20 protein-coding genes are annotated in these 20,683 nt (G+C 32.7%); 9 read left to right on the top strand and 11 right to left on the bottom strand.

Going from position 1 to position 20,683, the window contains the following annotated elements; all coding sequences use genetic code 11:
• The 6 genes from dapA to lysA all read left to right on the top strand — a co-directional run bounded on the left by dapA (position 1) and on the right by lysA (position 5,992).
• The gene (gene dapA, locus JV528_RS10775; RefSeq protein ID WP_000149268.1) at positions 1-888 is read left to right on the top strand and encodes a 4-hydroxy-tetrahydrodipicolinate synthase; all 888 of its coding nucleotides are present in this window, start codon (positions 1-3) and stop codon (positions 886-888) included.
• Complete coding sequence (gene dapB, locus JV528_RS10770) at positions 885-1,607, top strand: 4-hydroxy-tetrahydrodipicolinate reductase (protein WP_000698239.1); 723 nt, start codon at positions 885-887, stop codon at positions 1,605-1,607. Before dapA ends, dapB begins: the two co-directional genes overlap by 4 nt.
• A gap of 26 nt (positions 1,608-1,633) precedes the next feature.
• Positions 1,634-2,353 carry a 2,3,4,5-tetrahydropyridine-2,6-dicarboxylate N-acetyltransferase gene (gene dapD, locus JV528_RS10765; protein WP_000249845.1) on the top strand — a complete coding sequence of 240 codons (720 nt, stop codon included), beginning with the start codon at positions 1,634-1,636 and terminating at the stop codon, positions 2,351-2,353.
• Positions 2,354-2,495: 142 nt separating this feature from the next.
• Positions 2,496-3,647 carry an amidohydrolase gene (locus tag JV528_RS10760; protein WP_001003796.1) on the top strand — a complete coding sequence of 384 codons (1,152 nt, stop codon included), beginning with the start codon at positions 2,496-2,498 and terminating at the stop codon, positions 3,645-3,647.
• A gap of 4 nt (positions 3,648-3,651) precedes the next feature.
• A complete protein-coding gene (locus JV528_RS10755; protein WP_204177676.1) occupies positions 3,652-4,737 on the top strand; it encodes an alanine racemase in 1,086 nt (361 codons plus the stop codon).
• On the top strand, positions 4,727-5,992 hold the full coding sequence (gene lysA / locus JV528_RS10750) for a diaminopimelate decarboxylase (protein ID WP_204254832.1): 1,266 nt from the start codon (positions 4,727-4,729) through the stop codon (positions 5,990-5,992). Before JV528_RS10755 ends, lysA begins: the two co-directional genes overlap by 11 nt.
• Positions 5,993-6,085: 93 nt before the next feature.
• On the opposite strand, the gene JV528_RS10745 is transcribed toward lysA, so the two are convergent.
• The 4 genes from JV528_RS10745 to msaA form a co-directional block, all read right to left on the bottom strand.
• Complete coding sequence (locus JV528_RS10745) at positions 6,086-6,703, bottom strand: FMN-binding negative transcriptional regulator (protein WP_000558410.1); 618 nt, start codon at positions 6,701-6,703, stop codon at positions 6,086-6,088.
• A 133-nt stretch (positions 6,704-6,836) separates the two neighbouring features.
• Positions 6,837-7,238 carry a sarA expression modulator MsaC gene (msaC, locus tag JV528_RS10740; protein WP_000876213.1) on the bottom strand — a complete coding sequence of 134 codons (402 nt, stop codon included), beginning with the start codon at positions 7,236-7,238 and terminating at the stop codon, positions 6,837-6,839.
• Between the two features lie 196 nt (positions 7,239-7,434).
• Entirely contained in the window at positions 7,435-7,635 is a 201-nt protein-coding gene (gene cspA, locus JV528_RS10735; RefSeq protein ID WP_000809131.1) for a cold shock protein CspA, read from the bottom strand.
• 170 nt (positions 7,636-7,805) lie between these two features.
• Positions 7,806-8,114 (bottom strand): DUF1033 family protein, encoded by a 309-nt coding sequence (msaA, locus tag JV528_RS10730; protein ID WP_204254831.1) that lies wholly within the window; start codon positions 8,112-8,114, stop codon positions 7,806-7,808.
• A gap of 162 nt (positions 8,115-8,276) precedes the next feature.
• Here msaA and JV528_RS10725 point away from each other — a divergent pair, with 162 nt between their 5' ends.
• From JV528_RS10725 to JV528_RS10715, 3 genes are read left to right on the top strand one after another with little or no spacing between them, the layout of a single operon-like run.
• Positions 8,277-8,546 carry an acylphosphatase gene (locus JV528_RS10725; protein WP_001215907.1) on the top strand — a complete coding sequence of 90 codons (270 nt, stop codon included), beginning with the start codon at positions 8,277-8,279 and terminating at the stop codon, positions 8,544-8,546.
• Between the two features lie 18 nt (positions 8,547-8,564).
• Positions 8,565-9,194 carry a 5-bromo-4-chloroindolyl phosphate hydrolysis family protein gene (locus tag JV528_RS10720; RefSeq protein ID WP_001788788.1) on the top strand — a complete coding sequence of 210 codons (630 nt, stop codon included), beginning with the start codon at positions 8,565-8,567 and terminating at the stop codon, positions 9,192-9,194.
• A gap of 31 nt (positions 9,195-9,225) precedes the next feature.
• Positions 9,226-10,362 carry a toxic anion resistance protein gene (locus JV528_RS10715; protein ID WP_000138410.1) on the top strand — a complete coding sequence of 379 codons (1,137 nt, stop codon included), beginning with the start codon at positions 9,226-9,228 and terminating at the stop codon, positions 10,360-10,362.
• A 73-nt stretch (positions 10,363-10,435) separates the two neighbouring features.
• Here the strand turns inward: JV528_RS10715 and brnQ3 are convergent, their stop codons facing one another.
• From brnQ3 to JV528_RS10680, 7 genes are all read right to left on the bottom strand, one after another.
• Entirely contained in the window at positions 10,436-11,779 is a 1,344-nt protein-coding gene (gene brnQ3, locus JV528_RS10710) for a branched-chain amino acid-like transporter carrier protein BrnQ3 (protein ID WP_001039276.1), read from the bottom strand.
• A gap of 225 nt (positions 11,780-12,004) precedes the next feature.
• Positions 12,005-13,891: a nitric oxide reductase activation protein NorD gene (locus JV528_RS10705; RefSeq protein ID WP_001283654.1), complete on the bottom strand. Its 1,887-nt coding sequence runs from the start codon at positions 13,889-13,891 to the stop codon at positions 12,005-12,007.
• Positions 13,892-13,904: 13 nt separating this feature from the next.
• Complete coding sequence (locus tag JV528_RS10700; protein ID WP_001185421.1) at positions 13,905-14,696, bottom strand: ATP-binding protein; 792 nt, start codon at positions 14,694-14,696, stop codon at positions 13,905-13,907.
• A gap of 180 nt (positions 14,697-14,876) precedes the next feature.
• Entirely contained in the window at positions 14,877-15,080 is a 204-nt protein-coding gene (locus tag JV528_RS10695) for a DUF6501 family protein (protein ID WP_124779953.1), read from the bottom strand.
• A 28-nt stretch (positions 15,081-15,108) separates the two neighbouring features.
• Positions 15,109-15,918, bottom strand: coding sequence for a VOC family protein (locus JV528_RS10690; RefSeq protein WP_000334507.1), 810 nt, complete (start codon positions 15,916-15,918; stop codon positions 15,109-15,111).
• Between the two features lie 578 nt (positions 15,919-16,496).
• A complete protein-coding gene (gene sucB / locus JV528_RS10685) occupies positions 16,497-17,765 on the bottom strand; it encodes a dihydrolipoyllysine-residue succinyltransferase (protein ID WP_001115454.1) in 1,269 nt (422 codons plus the stop codon).
• Between the two features lie 13 nt (positions 17,766-17,778).
• Positions 17,779-20,577, bottom strand: coding sequence for a 2-oxoglutarate dehydrogenase E1 component (locus JV528_RS10680; RefSeq protein ID WP_204177677.1), 2,799 nt, complete (start codon positions 20,575-20,577; stop codon positions 17,779-17,781).
• Between the last annotated feature and the right edge of the window lie 106 nt (positions 20,578-20,683).

The raw sequence follows: 20,683 nt of genomic DNA, 5'->3' as shown, positions 1-20,683 counted from the left end.
ATGACACATTTATTTGAGGGTGTTGGCGTTGCACTTACAACCCCTTTTACAAATAACAAAGTTAATCTTGAAGCTTTGAAAGCACACGTTAATTTTTTACTAGAAAATAATGCCCAAGCAATCATCGTTAATGGAACTACTGCTGAGAGCCCTACTTTAACAACAGATGAAAAAGAACTCATTCTAAAAACAGTTATTGATCTTGTAGATAAACGTGTTCCTGTCATAGCAGGAACTGGAACTAATGATACTGAAAAGTCAATCCAAGCTTCAATCCAAGCTAAAGCCTTAGGGGCTGATGCAATTATGTTAATTACGCCCTACTACAACAAAACGAATCAACGTGGTTTAGTAAAACATTTTGAAGCGATTGCAAATGCTGTGAAATTACCAGTCGTGCTGTACAATGTTCCTTCAAGAACGAACATGACAATTGAACCAGAAACTGTAGAAATATTAAGTCAACATCCTTCTATTGTAGCTTTAAAAGATGCTACGAATGATTTTGAGTATTTAGAAGAAGTGAAAAAGCGCATTGATACAAATTCATTTGCATTATATAGTGGCAATGATGACAATGTTGTAGAATACTATGAACGTGGTGGTCAAGGGGTTATCTCTGTTATTGCCAATGTCATTCCTAAAGAATTTCAAGCGTTATACGATGCTCAACAAAGCGGATTAGATATTCAAGATCAATTTAAACCAATCGGCATACTGTTATCAGCCCTATCAGTTGATATTAACCCAATTCCTATTAAAGCTTTAACAAGTTATTTAGGATTTGGAAACTATGAATTACGTCTGCCATTAATTACACTAGAAGATACAGATACTAAAGTGCTTCGTGAAGCATATAACATATTTAAAGCGGGTGAAAATGAGTGAAAATATTACTAATTGGCTATGGCGCAATGAATCAACGCGTTGCTAGATTAGCAGAAGAAAAAGGCCATGAAATTGTGGGGGTAATCGAACCTACACCGAAAGCAACAACGCCATATCAACAATACCAACATATTGCTGATGTTAAAGATGCCGATGTTGCAATAGATTTTTCAAATCCAAATCTGCTTTTCCCTTTATTAGATGAAGAGTTTCATTTGCCATTAGTTGTGGCAACAACTGGCGAGAAAGAAAAACTACTTAATAAGTTAGATGAATTGAGTCAAAATATGCCTGTATTTTTCAGCGCGAACATGAGTTATGGCGTTCATGCACTGACTAAAATTTTAGCAGCTGCTGTTCCCCTACTTGATGATTTCGACATCGAATTGACTGAGGCACATCATAATAAAAAAGTAGATGCACCAAGTGGTACGTTAGAAAAATTATATGACGTGATTGTATCTTTGAAAGAAAATGTAACTCCTGTTTATGATAGACATGAATTAAATGAAAAACGCCAGCCACAAGATATTGGTATTCATTCTATTCGTGGAGGTACGATTGTCGGTGAACATGAAGTTCTATTTGCCGGCACTGATGAAACGATTCAAATCACGCATCGTGCACAATCAAAAGATATTTTTGCGAATGGTGCAATACAAGCAGCAGAACGCTTAGTTAATAAACCAAACGGCTTTTATACGTTTGACAACCTATAAACATATTAAAGGAGATCGATTATTTTATGGTACAACATTTAACAGCTGAAGAAATTATTCAATATATAAGTGATGCTAAAAAGTCTACACCAATAAAAGTATATTTAAATGGTAATTTTGAAGGCATCACATATCCAGAAAGTTTTAAAGTATTTGGTTCAGAACAATCTAAAGTAATCTTTTGTGAAGCAGATGATTGGAAACCTTTTTACGAAACATATGGTAGTCAATTCGAAGATATAGAAATTGAAATGGATCGTCGCAATTCTGCCATTCCATTAAAAGACTTAACAAATACTAATGCACGTATTGAACCAGGTGCATTTATTAGAGAACAAGCTATTATTGAAGATGGTGCTGTCGTTATGATGGGTGCAACAATTAATATTGGCGCAGTCGTTGGCGAAGGTACGATGATTGATATGAATGCTACTCTCGGTGGTCGTGCTACAACTGGTAAAAATGTACATGTAGGGGCTGGCGCAGTATTAGCAGGCGTGATTGAACCCCCTAGTGCTTCACCAGTTATAATCGAGGATGATGTATTAATCGGTGCAAATGCAGTTATTTTAGAAGGTGTACGTGTTGGTAAAGGTGCTATTGTTGCAGCTGGCGCGATTGTGACACAAGATGTACCAGCTGGTGCAGTTGTTGCTGGTACACCTGCGAAAGTGATTAAGCAAGCTTCTGAAGTACAAGATACTAAAAAAGAGATTGTAGCAGCATTAAGAAAACTGAATGACTAGTGACGTCAACGTATAATAATTTCAAGGTTGAGATACGATTATGTCTCAACCTTATTGTTTATCATTGAATAAACTTATGATCACAAATTTCGAAATACGTTACACTATTTATATAGTAATTTAACACAAAGGATTGATAATTATGAATGAATTAGAATTTGTTACGAAACATCGCCGTCATTTACATCAACATCCTGAATTAAGTTTACATGAATTTGAAACAACTGCTTATATTAAAGCGTTTTTAGATAGTTTAAATATTAAATACGATTGCCCATTGGAAACTGGCGTCATTGCATACTTAGAAGGTAATGGCTCACATACGATAGCGTATAGAGCTGATATTGATGCATTACCTATTTTAGAGGAAAATGATGTGCCTTATCGCAGTCAATCTGATCATGTGATGCATGCTTGTGGACATGATGGTCATACAACTGCATTAATGCTTTTTGTACAACGTTGCAAAGACATGCAAGATGCGGGTCAATTACCGCAAAATGTCGTTTTCATTTTCCAACCTGCAGAAGAAACTGGTGGCGGTGCAAATCGATTAATAAAAGCCGGTGCCTTTGATAAGTATCCAATTGAAGCGGTATTTGGTATTCATGTTAACCCATTTGCTGATGAAGGCATTGCAGTGATAAGAGATGAAGAAATTACGGCCAGTGCAACAGAGTATCGCTTTTTCTTAACAGGCCTGTCAAGTCATGTTGCTGATAAAGAACAAGGTCATTCTTGTGGTGAAGCATTACAACATGTATTAACTCAAATATCACAAATTCAACAATTTCACCTTAACGGTTTGAAACGAAATATTGTTCATATTGGTCATTTTAAAGCTGGTGAAGCGATTAATACTGTACCAAGTAATGGTTATTTAGAAGGTACAATTCGTACATATGATATTGATGATTTAACAATCGTTAAAAATCAAATGCAAAAGATAGCAGAAAGTGTCAAGCTTCTGTTTAATGTAGACTGTGAAGTTAAATTTGCAGAAGGTTATCCCCCTACAATCAATAGTCCGAAATTACGTACTCAAATAGAGGACGCCTTAATAAAAGCTGATTTAAATGTCTATGACAAACCAACGCCATTCTTATTTGGGGAAGATTTTAGTTTTTATGGTCAACAACTAGCTCCAGCTTACTTTGTTTTTATAGGAACACGAAATGAAGATAAAGGTTTTGTAACTGGTTTGCACACATCACATTTAAATTTTGATGAAAAAGTGTTAATAAACGTGGCTAATTTTTACGAAAATTTATTAAATAATTACAAAGAGGTGTAATACATTGACAGCAACATGGTCTGTAAATAAGAAAATATTTTTACAAAATGCAATCACAGTCAAAAACAATCAGCCATTAATGGCAGTTGTTAAAAATAATGCATATCACTATGACCTAGAATTTGCTGTAACTCAGTTTATCCATGCAGGTATAGATACATTTAGCACAACATCACTACGAGAAGCAATTCAAATTAGACAACTTGCTCCAAATGCAACAATCTTTTTAATGAATGCAGTTTACGAGTTTGATTTAGTCCGTGAACATCAAATACACATGACTTTGCCGTCGTTGACATATTACTATAACCATAAAAATGATTTAGCTGGTATTCATGTTCACTTAGAATTTGAAAATTTATTACATCGGTCTGGATTTAAAGATTTAAACGAAATTAAAGAAGTATTGAAAGATCACCATCAAAATCAAAATGCAAAAATGATTATTAGTGGTTTATGGACCCATTTTGGATATGCTGATGAATTCGATGTGTCAGATTATAATATTGAACGTTCACAATGGATGGAAATTGTTGAAGCACTCTTATCTGAAGGTTATCAGTTCGACCTAATCCATGCTCAAAATAGTGCGAGTTTTTATCGGGAAGGACAAATATTACTACCCCACCATACACATGCCCGTGTAGGTATTGCGTTATACGGTTCAAGACCATATAGTTCACTGAATCAACATGAAATAGTTCAGTCATTGACTGTAAAAGCACATGTTATTCAAGTGCGCGAAGTACAAGCTGGTGATTATTGCGGTTATAGCTTTGCCTTTGAAGTGACTAAAAACAATACAAAATTAGCTGTAGTTGATATCGGTTATGGCGATGGAATTTTAAGAACTCGTGCTAAACATGAAGCACTTATCAATGGTAAACGCTACCCGATACGTGTATTAATGATGAGCCATATGTTTGTTGAAGTAGATGGCAATGTACATGCACAAGATGAAGTTATTCTTTATAATAATGATATCCGCATCGATGAATATACCTTTAAAGGTGTTGGTGCAAATTCTGAACAATTAAGTGCTATGAATCATGATTCTTTAAAAAAGGAGTACATTTCAAATGACTGTTAAATATAATCAAAATGGCGAATTAACAATGGATGGTATTAGTTTAAAAACGATTGCGCAAAGCTTTGGTACACCTACCATTGTTTATGATGAACTGCAAATTAGAGAACAGATGCGCCGTTACCATCGCGCATTTAAAGATAGTGGATTAAAATACAATATTTCATACGCCTCAAAGGCATTTACTTGCATTCAAATGGTCAAACTTGTAGCTGAGGAAGATTTACAGTTAGATGTTGTTTCTGAAGGTGAATTATACACAGCTTTAGAAGCAGGTTTTGAATCGAGTCGCATCCATTTCCATGGTAACAATAAAACGAAACATGAAATTAGGTATGCTTTAGAAAATAATATCGGTTATTTTGTTATAGATTCATTAGAAGAAATTGAATTAATAGACCGCTATGCTAATGATACGGTTCAAGTTGTATTACGAGTTAATCCAGGTGTTGAAGCACATACACACGAATTTATTCAAACTGGTCAAGAAGATAGTAAGTTTGGATTATCAATTCAATATGGCTTGGCTAAAAAAGCAATTGACAAAGTGCAACAATCTAAATATCTTAAATTAAAAGGTGTACATTGTCATATTGGTTCACAGATTGAAGGTACAGAAGCATTTATTGAAACTGCTAAAATTGTTTTACGTTGGCTTAAAGAGCAAGATATTCAAGTTGAATTATTAAACCTTGGAGGTGGCTTTGGTATTAAATATGTTGAAGGTGACGAAAGTTTCCCTATCGAAAGTGGTATTAAAGATATTACAGACGCAATAAAATCTGAAATTAAAGTTCTAGGTATAGATGCACCAGAAATAGGTATTGAACCGGGACGATCTATTGTAGGTGAAGCTGGCGTTACTTTATATGAAGTTGGAACCATTAAAGAAATTCCAGAGATTAATAAATATGTTTCAATCGATGGCGGTATGAGTGATCATATCAGAACTGCACTTTATGACGCAAAGTATCAAGCATTGCTTGTTAATAGAAATGAAAAAGCAGATGACAGTGTAACTATAGCTGGAAAATTATGTGAGTCTGGTGATATCATTATTAAAGACGCTAAATTACCTTCATCAGTCAAACGTGGAGACTATCTTGCTATATTATCAACTGGTGCATATCATTACTCTATGGCATCCAATTACAATCAAATGCAAAAGCCTTCTGTGTTTTTCTTAAAAGATGGCAAAGCACGTGAAGTTATAAAGCGACAATCGTTAAGACAACTCATTATTAATGATACAAAATAAAAATAAATAAAGTAATCCCCGAAGAACAGAAAATTATACTGTGACTCGGGGAATTTTTAAGATTATTTAATTAAGAGTTTATTGCTTGTTGGTTTATGAATATGGATGAATATTTTTCATTACTTCAGCTACAGCAACACTGCTTGCATTAGATTCATCTTCAAGCTTTTCAATTATATTATTATAATCCTTTTCATTACGATTCTGACTCATTTTGTATGCAGCCTCTATCTTGTGTATCTTGACTTTAAAGCCTACAATACCTTTGGCCTGCATTTTGGTATTTTCAGAAATATTGTCCCATAATACTGGGTCTTCACGATGCCTTTCATACTTTACCAATAGTCTTTTCAAGTCATCTATTGTTTCTTCCTCACTTAATATACTTGATTCACCATATAAATGAACTGCTTGATAATTCCATGTAGGTACATTTTCTTTTTCATACCACGCTGAAGAAACGTAAGAATGTGCACCTTGATATATGATTAATACATTTTGATTATCTTTTAATGTATTACATTGAGGATTAGTTTTAGCTAGATGCCCACTAATATAATAGTCGTCCCCTTTTTTATCTAAAACTAATGGTACATGGGTAGCTATAGGCTTTCCTTGATCCACAGTTACAATCATTCCAAAAGAATTACTTTGAATAAACTTTTCGATTTCTTTAAAATCATCTACTTGAAAATACTTTGGCACATGCATATAATCTCCCCCTGTGAATAACAATACATTTTAATGTATTTTATCATTAAAAAATCTAAGGATAAATAAGTTAGAGTAATGCCATAGTATCACTCGTTTATAAAATAAACTATGAAACAAAAATAATTAGGCTTTAACTTTTACTTTTAACTTGCTTTTTTAAATAATATAAAATGATAAGGATTAATAACAAATACAGTGTAAAAAATAAAATTTCATCAAATCCAAAATCTTTACTTGTAATTAATACATCAATATGTTCTAATTCCATCATCTCTGCTTTAATATAACTGTTAAATCTTGGTAAGGCCATTAAATGTACATTGTAAATATAGTAATAAAAGTCTATAAAAAGTATGTTAAAAAATATGTATGTCTTATCTAAATTAGTTTTAAAGAATAATATTCCTGATATCGTAATTGGAATAACTAGAATCATCATCATTGCTGCTAAAATATTAATATTTAAACCAATTGCAGATAATACACCGAAAACTAATAAATTAGCAACTAAACTAAGGATAAGATATTTCATAAAATCACCTCGTCGTTGTACACCATAATTATATTATATAAATATAATTTTCTATTGCAAACAATGTTGGTGATATAAAAAAAGAGTTCTCAATTTGGTTGAGAAACTCATCGCGTTAAGTATTTGTAATAAGCATATAAAAACACCTTACTTCTTGGTAAGGTGTTAGTTAAAATCAATGATTCAAATCTAAGAATTATAGTTTAACAACGTTTGCAGCTTGTGGACCGCGGTCGCCTTCAACTACTTCAAACTCAACAGCTTGACCTTCTTCTAATGATTTGTAACCATCTTGGTTAATTGCTGAAAAATGTACGAATACGTCATTTTCTCCTTCAACTTCGATAAAGCCGAATCCTTTTTCAGCGTTAAACCATTTAACTGTACCTTGTTTCATAATCTGAAACCTCCAAGACTAAAATTCATTCAATATGCTTATTCGCATATTACAAAAAATACATGCAAATTTCACTCAAATATTCTTTGCAATATGGAATAATCATCTGCTTAACTTGTATTATAGTGCAGTTATTACCAAATTGCAATACAATAATAAAAAATATTCATTTAATCAATTATTGGTAGTTTATAATATACTTCATTATTTTGTAAAACAATGAAACTATAAAATATTTGTAAATCCTCTTCACAATCTTCGCAATAGTTCATGTCACAATTATTATAAAATGCATAAATATTATATTTGCCTGTGACATAATTATCGAACTGAACTTTATATTGATTAATCAATTGTTGATAGTGCTTAAACATGTCATCAAAATCTTGATATTGATATTTTTCAACAATGTTTTCTGGCCAGTCACTGAATAACCACCATCCCTCATAATCGGCTCTAATTTTGGTAACTGTCCACATTATTAAAGACCCCTTCCATGCTTCAAAAACTCTATACTTATTTTTATACCTTTATCCTCTGAAAATCAAGTTTGACGACTTGAAACAAACAAAGTAGCAACTATAGTAATTATTAGTTTTTTTAAGTAAAACTACGTATAATAACATTATGAGGTGGTAAAAATGAGACATATACATTTACAAGTATTCGGACGCGTTCAAGGCGTCGGATTTAGATATTTTACACAACGCATTGCAATGAACTATAACATTGTCGGTACTGTTCAAAATGTAGATGACTATGTAGAGATATATGCACAAGGGGATGACGCAGATATAGAGAGATTTATTCAAGGTGTAATTGAAGGTGCCTCACCAGCATCAAATGTAACGAGCCATCAACTTGAAGAGTTAGAACTAAATCAAAAATTATCGGATTTTCGATCAATATAAAATGCTAAATAAAGGAAGATGACAGTGAGATATAATATTTCTCATATATTTGGGGTGTTAGTGGGAATTCCTGTAGCGTTTTTAACAAGCATATTTGGGATGATTGCACTTGATGTATCTTTTTTAATTGATATGTCTATTGGTATTGTTGGCTTTTTAATGACATACCTACCGATACAAAAACTCACTTCACGCAAATATTTAAACGAAATTGGTTTGACTAGAAAAGACTATCGCTATATTCGAAATCAGTTAAATCATACACACCAAAAACTTAGAGGTATTTTAAAAACATATGTCAATATAAGATCAATTAAAGATTTTAGGCAGATTAATGATATATACCAAATTTCACGTTCTATTTATACGACAGTTAGACAGAGACCTGCATCATTTTATAAAGTTGAAGGCTTTTTTTATTCTCATATTGATAATGCATTAAATTTGGTTGATGCATATACACGTCTAGCAAAAATGCCCAAAAAATCAATTAATGAACAGCAAAAATTAGAACAAACACGAATTACTTTGGATGAGGTCAAACGAACATTAATCGCTGATTTAAAACGTCTCAACGAAGATGATTATGAACGTTTAGATATTGAAATGGAATTAAATAAGTTACATCAAAAGCATCATCAAGATTGATGTAAAATAGCAACTATTGGAGAGATGATTGATGACTGAAAATAAAAGTTTCAAAGAAAGCCATCCACTAGATGATTTTATAAGCGATAAAGAATTATCGAATACTACTATTCAAAAAGAAAAGTTAACAATTGAACAACAAAAACAGGTAGACACAATCAGTAAACAAATTAACCCTTTAGACAATGAAGGTTTATTAGCGTTTGGTTCTGATTTACAGAAACAAATGTCTCAATTTTCACATCAAATGTTGGATGAAGTACAAAGTAAAGATGTTGGTCCTATTGGAGATACTTTGTCAGATCTAATGTCAAAACTAAAGTCAGTTAATCCAAATGAGTTAAATACTGATAAACCATCTATGTTAAAAAGAATTTTTAGCAGAGCAAAGTCGTCTATCAATGAAATCTTTTCAAGAATGCAATCAGTTAGTGCTCAAGTCGATCGCATAACGATTCAACTGCAGAAACATCAAACACATTTAACAAGAGATATTGAATTATTAGATACGCTATATGATAAAAACAAACAATACTTTGATGACTTATCATTGCATATCATTGCTGCACAGCAAAAAAAGTTGCAATTAGAAAATGAAAAGCTACCACAATTGCAACAGCAAGCGCAGCAATCCACTAATCAAATGGATATTCAACAAGTTGCAGATATGCAGCAATTTATAGATAGACTAGATAAACGCATATATGACTTACAGCTTTCAAGACAAATAGCGTTGCAAACTGCGCCACAAATTCGTATGATTCAAAATGTTAATCAAGCCCTTGCCGAGAAGATACAAAGTTCAATTTTGACAAGTATTCCACTATGGAAAAATCAAATGGCCATTGCGCTTACATTAATGAGACAGCGTAATGCAGTTGCTGCACAGCGAGCTGTCACTGATACAACTAATGATTTATTAACAGCAAATGCTGAAATGTTGAAACAAAATGCGATTGAAACTGCAACAGAAAATGAGCGTGGCATTGTTGACCTTGATACATTGAAACGTACACAGCGTAACATTATTGAAACAATTGAAGAAACATTAATTATTCAACAACACGGTCGCGAAGAACGACAATTAGCTGAAAAAGAATTACAACAAATAGAACAAGATTTAAAGTCACATTTAGTGAACATCAAAGGACCGAATAAACAATCATAAATTACGAATTAGATATAACAAAAAAGGAAGCATCCTAAGATTAAATTGGAGATGCTTCCTTTTATATTATTCGTTATTCCTGTTGATATTTAATTGGATCTTGTTTTACAAATATGCCGACTAGATAGCCTAATATCGTTGCAATAATTGCTACTGGGAACCACTCTAAAGAATACGCTCTTAGAGGCAATGATTCTATAAAGTTAATTTTCAGCCAACCTAACTTACTCATAACACTGAAAATCGACAATATAAATACGATAATAACTGGAATTTGTTGTGAAATGCGTTTTGTCGGTATGAATTTGGCAATTAAAATTAATAACACAACAGTTATTGCTACTGGGTATACAATGCTTAATACCGGAATTGACATTGAGATAACAGCATTTAAACCTTGGTTAGCAATAATAAAACTCATTAAAATGAAAACTAATACAAATGCTTTGTATGATACTTTAGGTACGATTCTATGGAAATATTCAGAAACTGCAACAATAAGTCCGCATGCTGTAGTTAGACATGCCAACGCCACAATGATGCCCAATAAATATTTTCCGAATGAACCAAATCCTGTTGAAGCCATTGTCGTTAATAAATATGTCCCAATGTTTCGATCTTTGGATTTCAATTGATCTAACGTCATATCACTTACTGGCATATGATTACCAATATAACCTAATGAAATATATATGAAAATTAAAGCAACGGCTGCAATTAAACCAGCAGTCAAAGTTTGTTTGAATATTTGATTTGTTTTAGTAATACCTGTAAGTTTTACTGCATTAACAACAATCATTGAAAAAGCAATTGCTGCAATGGCATCCATTGTTAAATAGCCTTGTGTAAAACCTTCAGCAAAACTTGAAAAATTAGAATGATATAGTGCTTCATTGCCCTTTCCAGCACTATTACCGCTAAAGTCTAAGTATCCCTTAATAATCATCGCTAAAATAGTAATCAATAATAATGGTGTTAATAATGAACCAATACGATCGATTAACTTAGATGGATTTAAACAAATATACAAAACGACTATGAAGTAGATAATCGTAAATATAAATAAAGCGATACTACTATTGCTATGTATAATTGGTGTAATTGTCATTTCAAAAGATGTAGATGCAGTTCTAGGTATTGCGAAAAGTGGCCCTATAGTCAAATAAATGATGATTAAGAACAATATTGAAAATTTAGGTGAAATTTTATTTAATGCGCCAATATATCCTTCTTTATCAAGTGCACCTACAATCACACCTAATAATGGTAAACCAATCCCAGTTAGAACAAACGCTAAAATGGCGGGCCAGAAAAATTGACCACTATCCAATCCGAGATTAGGAGGAAAAATTAGATTGCCTGCGCCAAAAAACATAGCGAAGAGCGTAAACCCAATGACCCATGTATTTTTATTCATAGAGTTACTCCTTTTTTTTAAAACACGAAATAATTTACAAGTAAATATTTTAGCACAAAAAATAATAAAGAGTCTATATGAAATATGTTGTACATAGCAGAAACAAAACACATGTGTTGTTTAAATCAAATTATGACAGAAAATAAAATTCTTCAAATTTACTTTTTAAATAGTAACTGATGACTTTTATTCACAATTTCATATAAACTCATATTTTAAACTTATTTATAAAGATTTAAGTAGTAATTTTTTTAATAATGGAGAGAGATGTCCAGGTAAATGCGCAACACCTTCAACGAAAATAGCATATTGACCATAAATATTATGAATTGTTTGTTCAACATCTTCAGTTATTGGATCTTGACTCAAAAATACATTAAATACTTCAATGCCAAATTTACGTGACATTTCTACAGCTTCATACGTGTCAATAATACCATCTTGACTATAATTAAATGCAGACGGTTCACCGTCAGAAAATACGATTAAAAATCGTTGATGTTGATTTCGACGCAGTAATCGTTCACTTGCAACTCTAATAGCAACACCATCACGATTATCATCTTGAGGTTCAAGCGCCATAATACGTGGGCCATCTTTTTCAAAGGTTGAGTAATCATAGTTAATAATCTCATTAATGATATTTGGTTGTGCATGCTCGTCTGAATCAAAGGCATCCTCACTGAATGATAAAATTTCATGTTTAATGTTCAATGCTTTTAACGTCTCGTGGAATAACACTACACCTTTCTTCGTTTCAGCCATTTTATCATGCATACTTGCTGACGCATCAATTAACAATGTAAACGTCGCATCAAATGATTTACTTAAATCTTGTTTTTTGTAAAACAATTTATATTGATCGTCGATAAACCAATTAATTAAATCCTTTTGTAATCGCCCTTTTGTTAAATTAAAACGTGCATCTCGTTGTTCTCGTTCAATCGTTTTCTTTATAATTTGAATTAAGTCTTTGATTTCATATTGTACGTCTTGTTTCGATTCTTGATATTCTAAAACATATTGTGGCTCAATTTCAGGAATTTGCCATTTTATTTCTACATTTTTGTTCACACCATCAAGTTGAAATGCCTGGCTTTGACCAACAGCATCGCCTTCTTCACGATTTAGCGTATCGTTTGATCCTTTGCCCTTTTTGGTCATCATATCAGTCATATCGTCTGTAGAATCGCCTTCACGTGCTTCATCATTACCCAATGTTTCACTATTTTGTCCTTCGTGAAGCTCCATTTCTAAATAAGCGCCACCTTTTGACTCACTATCTGCAGATTTAGAATCAGCTTTTTCACTTTCGTTATCATCATCTTCTGAAGTATCATCTTCCCCATCAACTTGACTTGCATCAGTTCTCTTTAAATCTTCAAACTCTGAACTAGCTAATGTATTATATAGTGTTTTAGGTAAGTAATAATATTCGTTTAGCATATCTTCTTTTAAAATATCATCTACTTGATACATAATTCTTTGAGCCAGATACATATTATCTTCAGAATTTTGATTTTGGAAAAAATTAGGTAAATATAAGAACATATTAACTAAAATATCATCTAAATCTGAATGTATAGATGGTATATCAAAGAAATCTTGACTTAAAAATGCATGTTCTAAATACAAAAATAATAAATCTGTATATTGTGTTTTAGTACGATACACTTTAATTTGAGATTCCGTATATGATATCCGTGTATCTAAGCGAAGATCAATTAATTTAGCAGTACTTGGGCGCTCAATTTTAATAGAATTTAATACGCGCATATCTTCTAATAATTTAAAAAGTTGTTGATAAAATTTAGGGTGTTTAAAAGTTTTATCTTGTACTACTTCATTTACAATTTGTACATCCATCATATGATAACCGTAAGCAGCTAACATAACATCTGTTTTTAAACCAGCCATTTCGATATGGCTTGGTCGATGTGACCAAAACCAACTCGTAATCAAAATATTTTGAACAGGATTATAGTAAGGGAATTTTTGGATTTTAACTTGTGTTTGTTCATTTTTTAATAAGAGTCGAGCTAAGTCTTGCAACATCATTACTTGCTTGGCATCCAACTGTTCGTCGTTAAATTTTATGAAACGATCACTCATGTTTTATCCCTCTTTAAAAGTTTAGTTCTACAGCATTATATATTGCTTGTTGTTCACGTTCATCTTCCAATTTATCAATAATTGTACGTTTAATTGCACGTTCAACTGGCATTACAGTTATTAAATCACACAAGTCTAATAATGCACGGATACTAGCGGCTTCTTCAGAAATTTGTCCCTGCTTAGACATAGTACGTAAATCTTCGTTAAACTTAATAATTTGTTCGATTTGTTTATCATCTTGTAATAAACTTTGCTCTTTAATTACATTTTTTAAAATGTCCCCGTCAATATAGTCAACGTGAATAACAACAAAGCGATTTTTTAGTGCTTCATTCATTGGCAATGTACCAACATAACCTTCATTTATCGCTGCAATAACGTTAAATCCTGGTACAGCTTTGATTACTTCACCAGTGTATGGATTCGTAATTTGACGACGATAATCTAAGACCCCATTTAATACAGGCAATGTTTCAGGTTTAGCCATATTTATTTCATCTATATATAAAATATGCCCCTCTTTCATAGCTTTAATAACTGGACCATCTACAAAGACAATTTCTTGTTGTCCTTCCGCATTTGTTTTAATTGTTTTAAAGCCTAATAAGCTTTCTGTATCTAAATCAACAGAACAGTTGACTTGATGCATGGGTGTATCAACAACTTCACTTAATGTTTCTGCCAACTTCGTTTTCCCTGAACCTGTTGGACCTTTAAGTAAAATATTTTTATTTAAATCAAATAATGCCTTCGCATCATTGAAAACTGTTGAATCTGAATTCTTATAATGTTTTAGTGCCATTTTAAAACGTTCTCCTTTAAATAAATTAAAAAACTAAGACATGGAATAAGTTCTCCAAATGCCTTAGTTTACTATTCTATTCTGATATAAAACGCAATGCTTAGTATGCGAATTGTTTATATTTTACCAAATTTACTAATTGAAAATCTCATATTAGGCTTCATTTCAATAATTATGTGTTTAAACTTCTTTGAAATATGTTTTATAGTAACCGCCAACTAATCCTGAATTATCTATTATTTGATAATATTCTTCAGTTTCGTTGATAACATCATATTGTTTGCCTACAGTTAACATGTCAGAAACTGTAAATTTCTTTGCATCTGTATTAATGACTTCTACTTTCTTGATTGGTGTATGTTCTTTCCAAGTTTCATGTAACATAAATTTTGTCCTCACTATCGTAAAAAAATTATTTTTGTAAAGTGAATATAAACGATAATCCACTGTTTTCAGTAATTCTAATTGATTCAATATCATCTTGCTCAAGTGTTTGATATGGTATTTCTACTTCATCTAAGCGCGATTTCGCTTGATTAAAGAAATCTGCATCTTTCGTTTCAAACTCAACTTGATCGACTGCGCCATATTCCGGCATTGTCATTTCGGTTTCTACAGGCATTAAATGTATTTCGCCACCTAGACCACCCGTTCCGATTTTGAATACTTGGACATGATAATCAGCATTGTCGAAGGGTTGGTATTCTGCAAATACTTCAAGTCCGAATATATTTGTTAAAATTTGACCTGTAATATCTACATGATTCACTTTAAGAATCACTGGCCCTAAACCTTGCACTTGATGTAACGGATTGACCGCACTTTCGAAAGAAGGCATGCCTAAACCAACGCCATAATTATTCTCATTTGAATATATTGAGAAAATATGACCGTTGTTATCTTCGAGACTGAAATATTTATTGCCATTTAATTCTTTAACTGTTGTAAATGGAATATCCTTACTCGATAATATTTCCGCATACTCCTCTAAACCTGAGTCAGTTGGTGTACGTAATCCAATACCCACAAAGTGAGATTCTTCTAATTGCTCACTTGGAACTTGTATAAATTGAAGTCTTGTTCCTGGGCTTATATCTGCATCGCCGAAACGAATTGAGTTTTCAAGAAGTTCTTCACAATTTAATCCTAATATGTCAACCATGAAATGTTTTGTCTGTTCTATATTTGTTGTACCTAATGTTATACTTCTAAGTCCACACATTATAGCCACCTCTATCTTTATCTTTACTATTATATTATAACTTATTTTAATCATAAATTATAGAATATCGGTCAGTTGATTTTGATTATAGATTAATATGTGAAAAATGTATTTCTTTAAAAGAACTATTTCATTTGAATAGATAACATAATATTGTTATGGTTGCTATTGAGTGTGTCATTAATGAGTATCTGTATATAGCAATTGAATATTTCGTTTTTTGTAGTACATAAAAACATATATATGTCGTGTCCATAAAGTGAATGTACATCTTGTTCAGATGATTTTAAATTAACTAAAGGCGCTTATAAAATTCATAAATTTCATCGCTTGTTATTATCTAAAATGATTTCATTAGCATATTGAAACACGCTATTCTACCTATATTTCTATTGTGAGTCTATTTCAATAGAAATGATATATTTTTTAAGTAGTCAAAATTAAACTGACATTTTAATACGAAGCATTATAAAAATAAAGTACAGCAGTAAGATATTTCGACTAGAAAATAATCTTACTGCTGTTTGTTATTGATTTAATCCCTTTTTTAGGAATAGTAAACTATTTTGTGTTGTGGATTAAGATTCTAATAATAAGTCTTCTGGGTTTTCAATTAATTCTTTAATTGTTTTTAAGAATCCAACTGCTTCTTTACCGTCAATAATTCTATGATCATAGCTTAATGCAATATACATCATTGGACGATTTTCGATTGTATCTTGATCAATCGCAATTGGTCTTGTAATAATTGAATGCATGCCTAAGATTGCAGCTTGATTACCATTGATAATTGGCGTACTCATCATTGATCCAAAAATACCGCCATTTGTAATCGTAAATGAACCATTAACCATATCATCTAAGCCAAGTTTTTTCTCTCGTGCTTTAACTGCTAAATTAGCAATTTCTGCTTCGATTTCTGCAAAATTCTTTTTATCACAATCTCTTACGAATGGTACTAATAATCCATCATCTGTAGAAACAGCTACACCAATATCATAATATTGTTTCGTAATCATGTCGTCGCCGTCGATTTCTGCATTAACTTCTGGATACTTTTTCAAAGCTGCTACAGAAGCTTTAGTAAAGAATGACATAAATCCTAATTTAGTACCATCATGATCTTTCATAAATTGTTCTTTCTTACGTTTACGCAATTCCATAACATTTGTCATGTCAACTTCGTTAAAAGTTGTTAACATAGCTGTATTATTAGATACCTCTAATAATTTTTTAGCAGCTGTTTTCTTTCTGCGTGACATTTTTTCACGAATCACTGGTTTTGTAGGATATTGATTGTATTTTTTCTCTTCTTTTGCAGGTGCTTGTTGTGTTGTTTGTGTTGATGCCGGTGCCTGTTGTTTCTTATCAATATCTTCTTTACGAACAACATCATTTGTTTTCGGACTTACTTCAGCAAGATTCACACCATTTTCACGAGCATATCGACGCGCAGAAGGTGTAGCATTAACACGCTGCTGATTGTCATCATTTGTTTGATTGACTTCAGCATTATCTGCCGATTTATTTGTTGTTTCTTCTTTTTTATTATTTGTTTCTTCATTTTGTTGTGGAGTATTGTCGTTACTATTTTCTTTAGAAGCATTGCCACTACCTTCGCCGATGACAGCAATTGCTTGTCCAACTTCTACAGTGTCGCCTTCACTGGCAAGTTGTTCAGATAATACACCTGCTTCTTCAGATACAACTTCGACATTAACTTTATCAGTTTCTAATTCAAGAATAGCTTCACCTTTTTCTACGCTATCCCCTACGTTTTTCAACCATTCTGCAATGGTACCTTCTGTAATAGATTCTGCTAATTCTGGAACTTTAACCTCTGGCATGACTTATTTCCCCCTAGTTATTTTTTAATGCATTTTCTATAATTTTATTTTGAACAAGTTTATGAATTTCTCCATCGCCTTCAGCTGGAGCAGCCCTTTGAATTCTGCCATGATAACTTAAATCATATTTATCTGCAACTAGCACTTTAACATATGGATAAACATATAACCAGGCACCTTGATTTTTAGGTTCTTCTTGTACCCATGACACTTCTTCAAGGTTTGGCAATTGTGCTAGTAATGCTTCAATCTCTTCCTCTGGGAATGGATACAATCTTTCAATCGCAACGAGTAATACTGATTCGTCTGGATTTTTAGCTAATGCTTCTTTTAAATCAATGAACATTTTACCAGTTGCCAAAATAACCTTTGTAACCTTATCCGCTTGATATGATTCTGTCAAAATTGGCTCAAATCCACCAGAAGTAAATTCATCAATTGGTTTTGCAACTGTTTTATTTCTCAGTAAGCTTTTTGGTGACATAACAACTAATGGTCGCATTTGTTCAGAATCTAAACTAGCCGCTTGTGCACGCAATAAGTGGAAATAATTACTTGAACTAGATAAGTTGACAACTGTGAAATTATTTTCAGCAGCTAATTGTAAAAATCTCTCTAATCTTGCTGATGAATGTTCAGGCCCTTGACCCTCATATGCATGAGGTAAGAATAATGTTAATCCTGAACGTTCTCCCCATTTTGAGCGAGAACTGAATAAGAAGTTGTCAAAAATCATTTGTGACATATTTGCAAAATCACCATATTGTGCTTCCCAAATATTGAAGCTTTTTTTGTTTTCCACATTATAGCCGTATTCAAAACCAACTACTGCTGCTTCTGAAAGCGGAGAATTGTGTATATCAAATGTCGCTTTTTGACCAGGAACATGATGTAAAGGTGTATATGTTTCACCTGTTTGCTCATCATGTAACACGGCATGTCTATGACTGAATGTACCACGTTCACTATCTTGACCAGTTAAACGAATCGGTGTACCATCTTGTAAAATTGTCGCAAATGCAAGTTGTTCTGCTTGTGCCCAATCAACTAAACCATCTTCTTTATTAAACGGCTCATGGCGCTTCTCAAGAACTTTGTTTAACTTTTTCAAAATGTTAAAGCCATCCGGATATGTTAACAATGCATCATTTATTTCTTTCAAGTGATCAAACGTAAATGATTGTTCGTCTGCTTGTAACGGTAATGCAAGATCTGCAGGCTTTTCCATATCTGGATTATCCATTTTATCAGCTTTATTAATTTTATCATGAGCTTGTCTTAGTTCCTTTTGGACTTGTTCTATAAATGAATGCATTTCATCTTCTGAAATGACACCTTCATTAACAAGCTTTTTACCAAACACATATTCAACAGAGTCATGTTTGCGAATATTCTGATAAGGAACTGGATTAGTAATTGATGGTTCATCCATTTCGTTATGTCCGAAACGACGATAACCTACTAAATCAATAACGACGTCTTTATGAAACTCTTTTCTAAATTCCATTGCAATATCAATTGCTTCAATAGTAGCTTCAACGTCATCAGCATTGACATGGAATATTGGCACATCATAACCTTTGGCCACATCTGTAGAATAAGTTGTTGAACGTGCATCAATTGGTTCTGTAGTAAATCCAATTCTATTGTTAGTAATAATATGCAATGAGCCACCCGTAGAATAGCCTTTCAAGTTTCCTAAGTTCATTGTTTCGAAGTTAATTCCTTGACCAGGATAAGCAGCATCGCCGTGTATAATAATTGGCATTGCTTTATGATGATCAGTCGTCGGAGCCCCAGCACGATGTGTATCATCTTGTGCTGCTCTTGTACGCCCTTCAACTACAGGTGCAACAATTTCCAAGTGACTTGGATTGTTAGCCAGTGCAATACGCTGCATTGTACCGTATGAATCAGTAGTTTTAATGCCACCAAGGTGATATTTCACATCACCAGTCCATCCAGCAGTTAACTGCAAACTACCATCTTCAGGTAAGAATTTCATTGGATCTGTATGCATAAATTCTGAAATCATCATTTCGTACGGTTTTTCTAAGACATGCGTTAAAACGTTTAAACGTCCACGGTGAGCCATGCCTATTTGTATATTTTTAATACCTTCTTTCGCAGCAATCGTAATAGTACGTTGTAACATCGGTACAAGTGCGTCTACCCCTTCAATTGAAAAACGCTTTGCACCAACGAAGTTTTTATGAAGATATTTTTCAAACCCTTCAACATACGCTAATTGTTTAAATAGTGCCCTTTTTTCGTTATTATTTAACGTTACTTTATATGGCGTTTCAATTCTTCTTTTTAACCAACCACGTTCGGTATTGTTATTAATATGCGTATACTCAAATGCAATCGGTCCTTTGTAACGTTTTTCCATTCTTAAAATTGCTTCATAAGCATTATCATAAATGTCGGCAAAGTGATCTGAAACAATTCCTGCTGATATACCTTCCAAAGTCTGTTGATCTAAATCAAAGTCTTCAATCTCTAATTTAGGTACATGTTTCCTTTTCGGAGGATTTACAGGATAAATATCGGCTTTAAGATGCCCGTATTGGCGAATATTATCAATTAAACGCATGACACGCTTAATTGTGCCGTCGCTATTTTGACTACTTGTACTTTTTAAAGCTGGTACAATTGAGTCATCATTCTTAATTGTGCTGAATAAGACTTGTAAATCTTCTGGTACAGATGATGGATCTTGTAAAAAGTCATCATATAGATCTAACATTAGACCTAAATTCGCACCGAAGTTTACAGGAGCCTCTGAAACTTCTTTTCTTTCGTTAGTCATTTTACACCCTCCACAAAAATGTTGAAACGCTTACAATGTAATAATATCACTATTTAGTTATTTGTTAAAGTAGATTCACCTATTTATCTGCTAAAAAGAAGAATCA

Source organism: Staphylococcus sp. GDB20D11A, assembly GCF_016893255.1.
In the GTDB taxonomy this organism is placed as follows: Bacteria; Bacillota; Bacilli; order Staphylococcales; family Staphylococcaceae; genus Staphylococcus; species Staphylococcus aureus.
The sequence above is the reverse complement of the archived record's forward strand: the minus strand, read 5'-3'. Positions and strand labels throughout refer to the sequence as shown.

Coding starts and splice junctions, on each gene's coding strand:
- dapA (WP_000149268.1), top strand. CDS start 1: ATGACACATTTATTTGAGGGTGTTGGCGTTGCACTTACAACCCCTTTT.
- dapD (WP_000249845.1), top strand. CDS start 1,634: ATGGTACAACATTTAACAGCTGAAGAAATTATTCAATATATAAGTGAT.
- JV528_RS10760 (WP_001003796.1), top strand. CDS start 2,496: ATGAATGAATTAGAATTTGTTACGAAACATCGCCGTCATTTACATCAA.
- lysA (WP_204254832.1), top strand. CDS start 4,727: ATGACTGTTAAATATAATCAAAATGGCGAATTAACAATGGATGGTATT.
- JV528_RS10745 (WP_000558410.1), bottom strand. CDS start 6,703: ATGCATGTGCCAAAGTATTTTCAAGTAGATGATTTTAAAGAAATCGAA.
- msaC (WP_000876213.1), bottom strand. CDS start 7,238: ATGAAATATCTTATCCTTAGTTTAGTTGCTAATTTATTAGTTTTCGGT.
- cspA (WP_000809131.1), bottom strand. CDS start 7,635: ATGAAACAAGGTACAGTTAAATGGTTTAACGCTGAAAAAGGATTCGGC.
- msaA (WP_204254831.1), bottom strand. CDS start 8,114: ATGTGGACAGTTACCAAAATTAGAGCCGATTATGAGGGATGGTGGTTA.
- JV528_RS10725 (WP_001215907.1), top strand. CDS start 8,277: ATGAGACATATACATTTACAAGTATTCGGACGCGTTCAAGGCGTCGGA.
- JV528_RS10720 (WP_001788788.1), top strand. CDS start 8,565: ATGACAGTGAGATATAATATTTCTCATATATTTGGGGTGTTAGTGGGA.
- JV528_RS10715 (WP_000138410.1), top strand. CDS start 9,226: ATGACTGAAAATAAAAGTTTCAAAGAAAGCCATCCACTAGATGATTTT.
- brnQ3 (WP_001039276.1), bottom strand. CDS start 11,779: ATGAATAAAAATACATGGGTCATTGGGTTTACGCTCTTCGCTATGTTT.
- JV528_RS10705 (WP_001283654.1), bottom strand. CDS start 13,891: ATGAGTGATCGTTTCATAAAATTTAACGACGAACAGTTGGATGCCAAG.
- JV528_RS10700 (WP_001185421.1), bottom strand. CDS start 14,696: ATGGCACTAAAACATTATAAGAATTCAGATTCAACAGTTTTCAATGAT.
- JV528_RS10695 (WP_124779953.1), bottom strand. CDS start 15,080: ATGTTACATGAAACTTGGAAAGAACATACACCAATCAAGAAAGTAGAA.
- JV528_RS10690 (WP_000334507.1), bottom strand. CDS start 15,918: ATGTGTGGACTTAGAAGTATAACATTAGGTACAACAAATATAGAACAG.
- sucB (WP_001115454.1), bottom strand. CDS start 17,765: ATGCCAGAGGTTAAAGTTCCAGAATTAGCAGAATCTATTACAGAAGGT.
- JV528_RS10680 (WP_204177677.1), bottom strand. CDS start 20,577: ATGACTAACGAAAGAAAAGAAGTTTCAGAGGCTCCTGTAAACTTCGGT.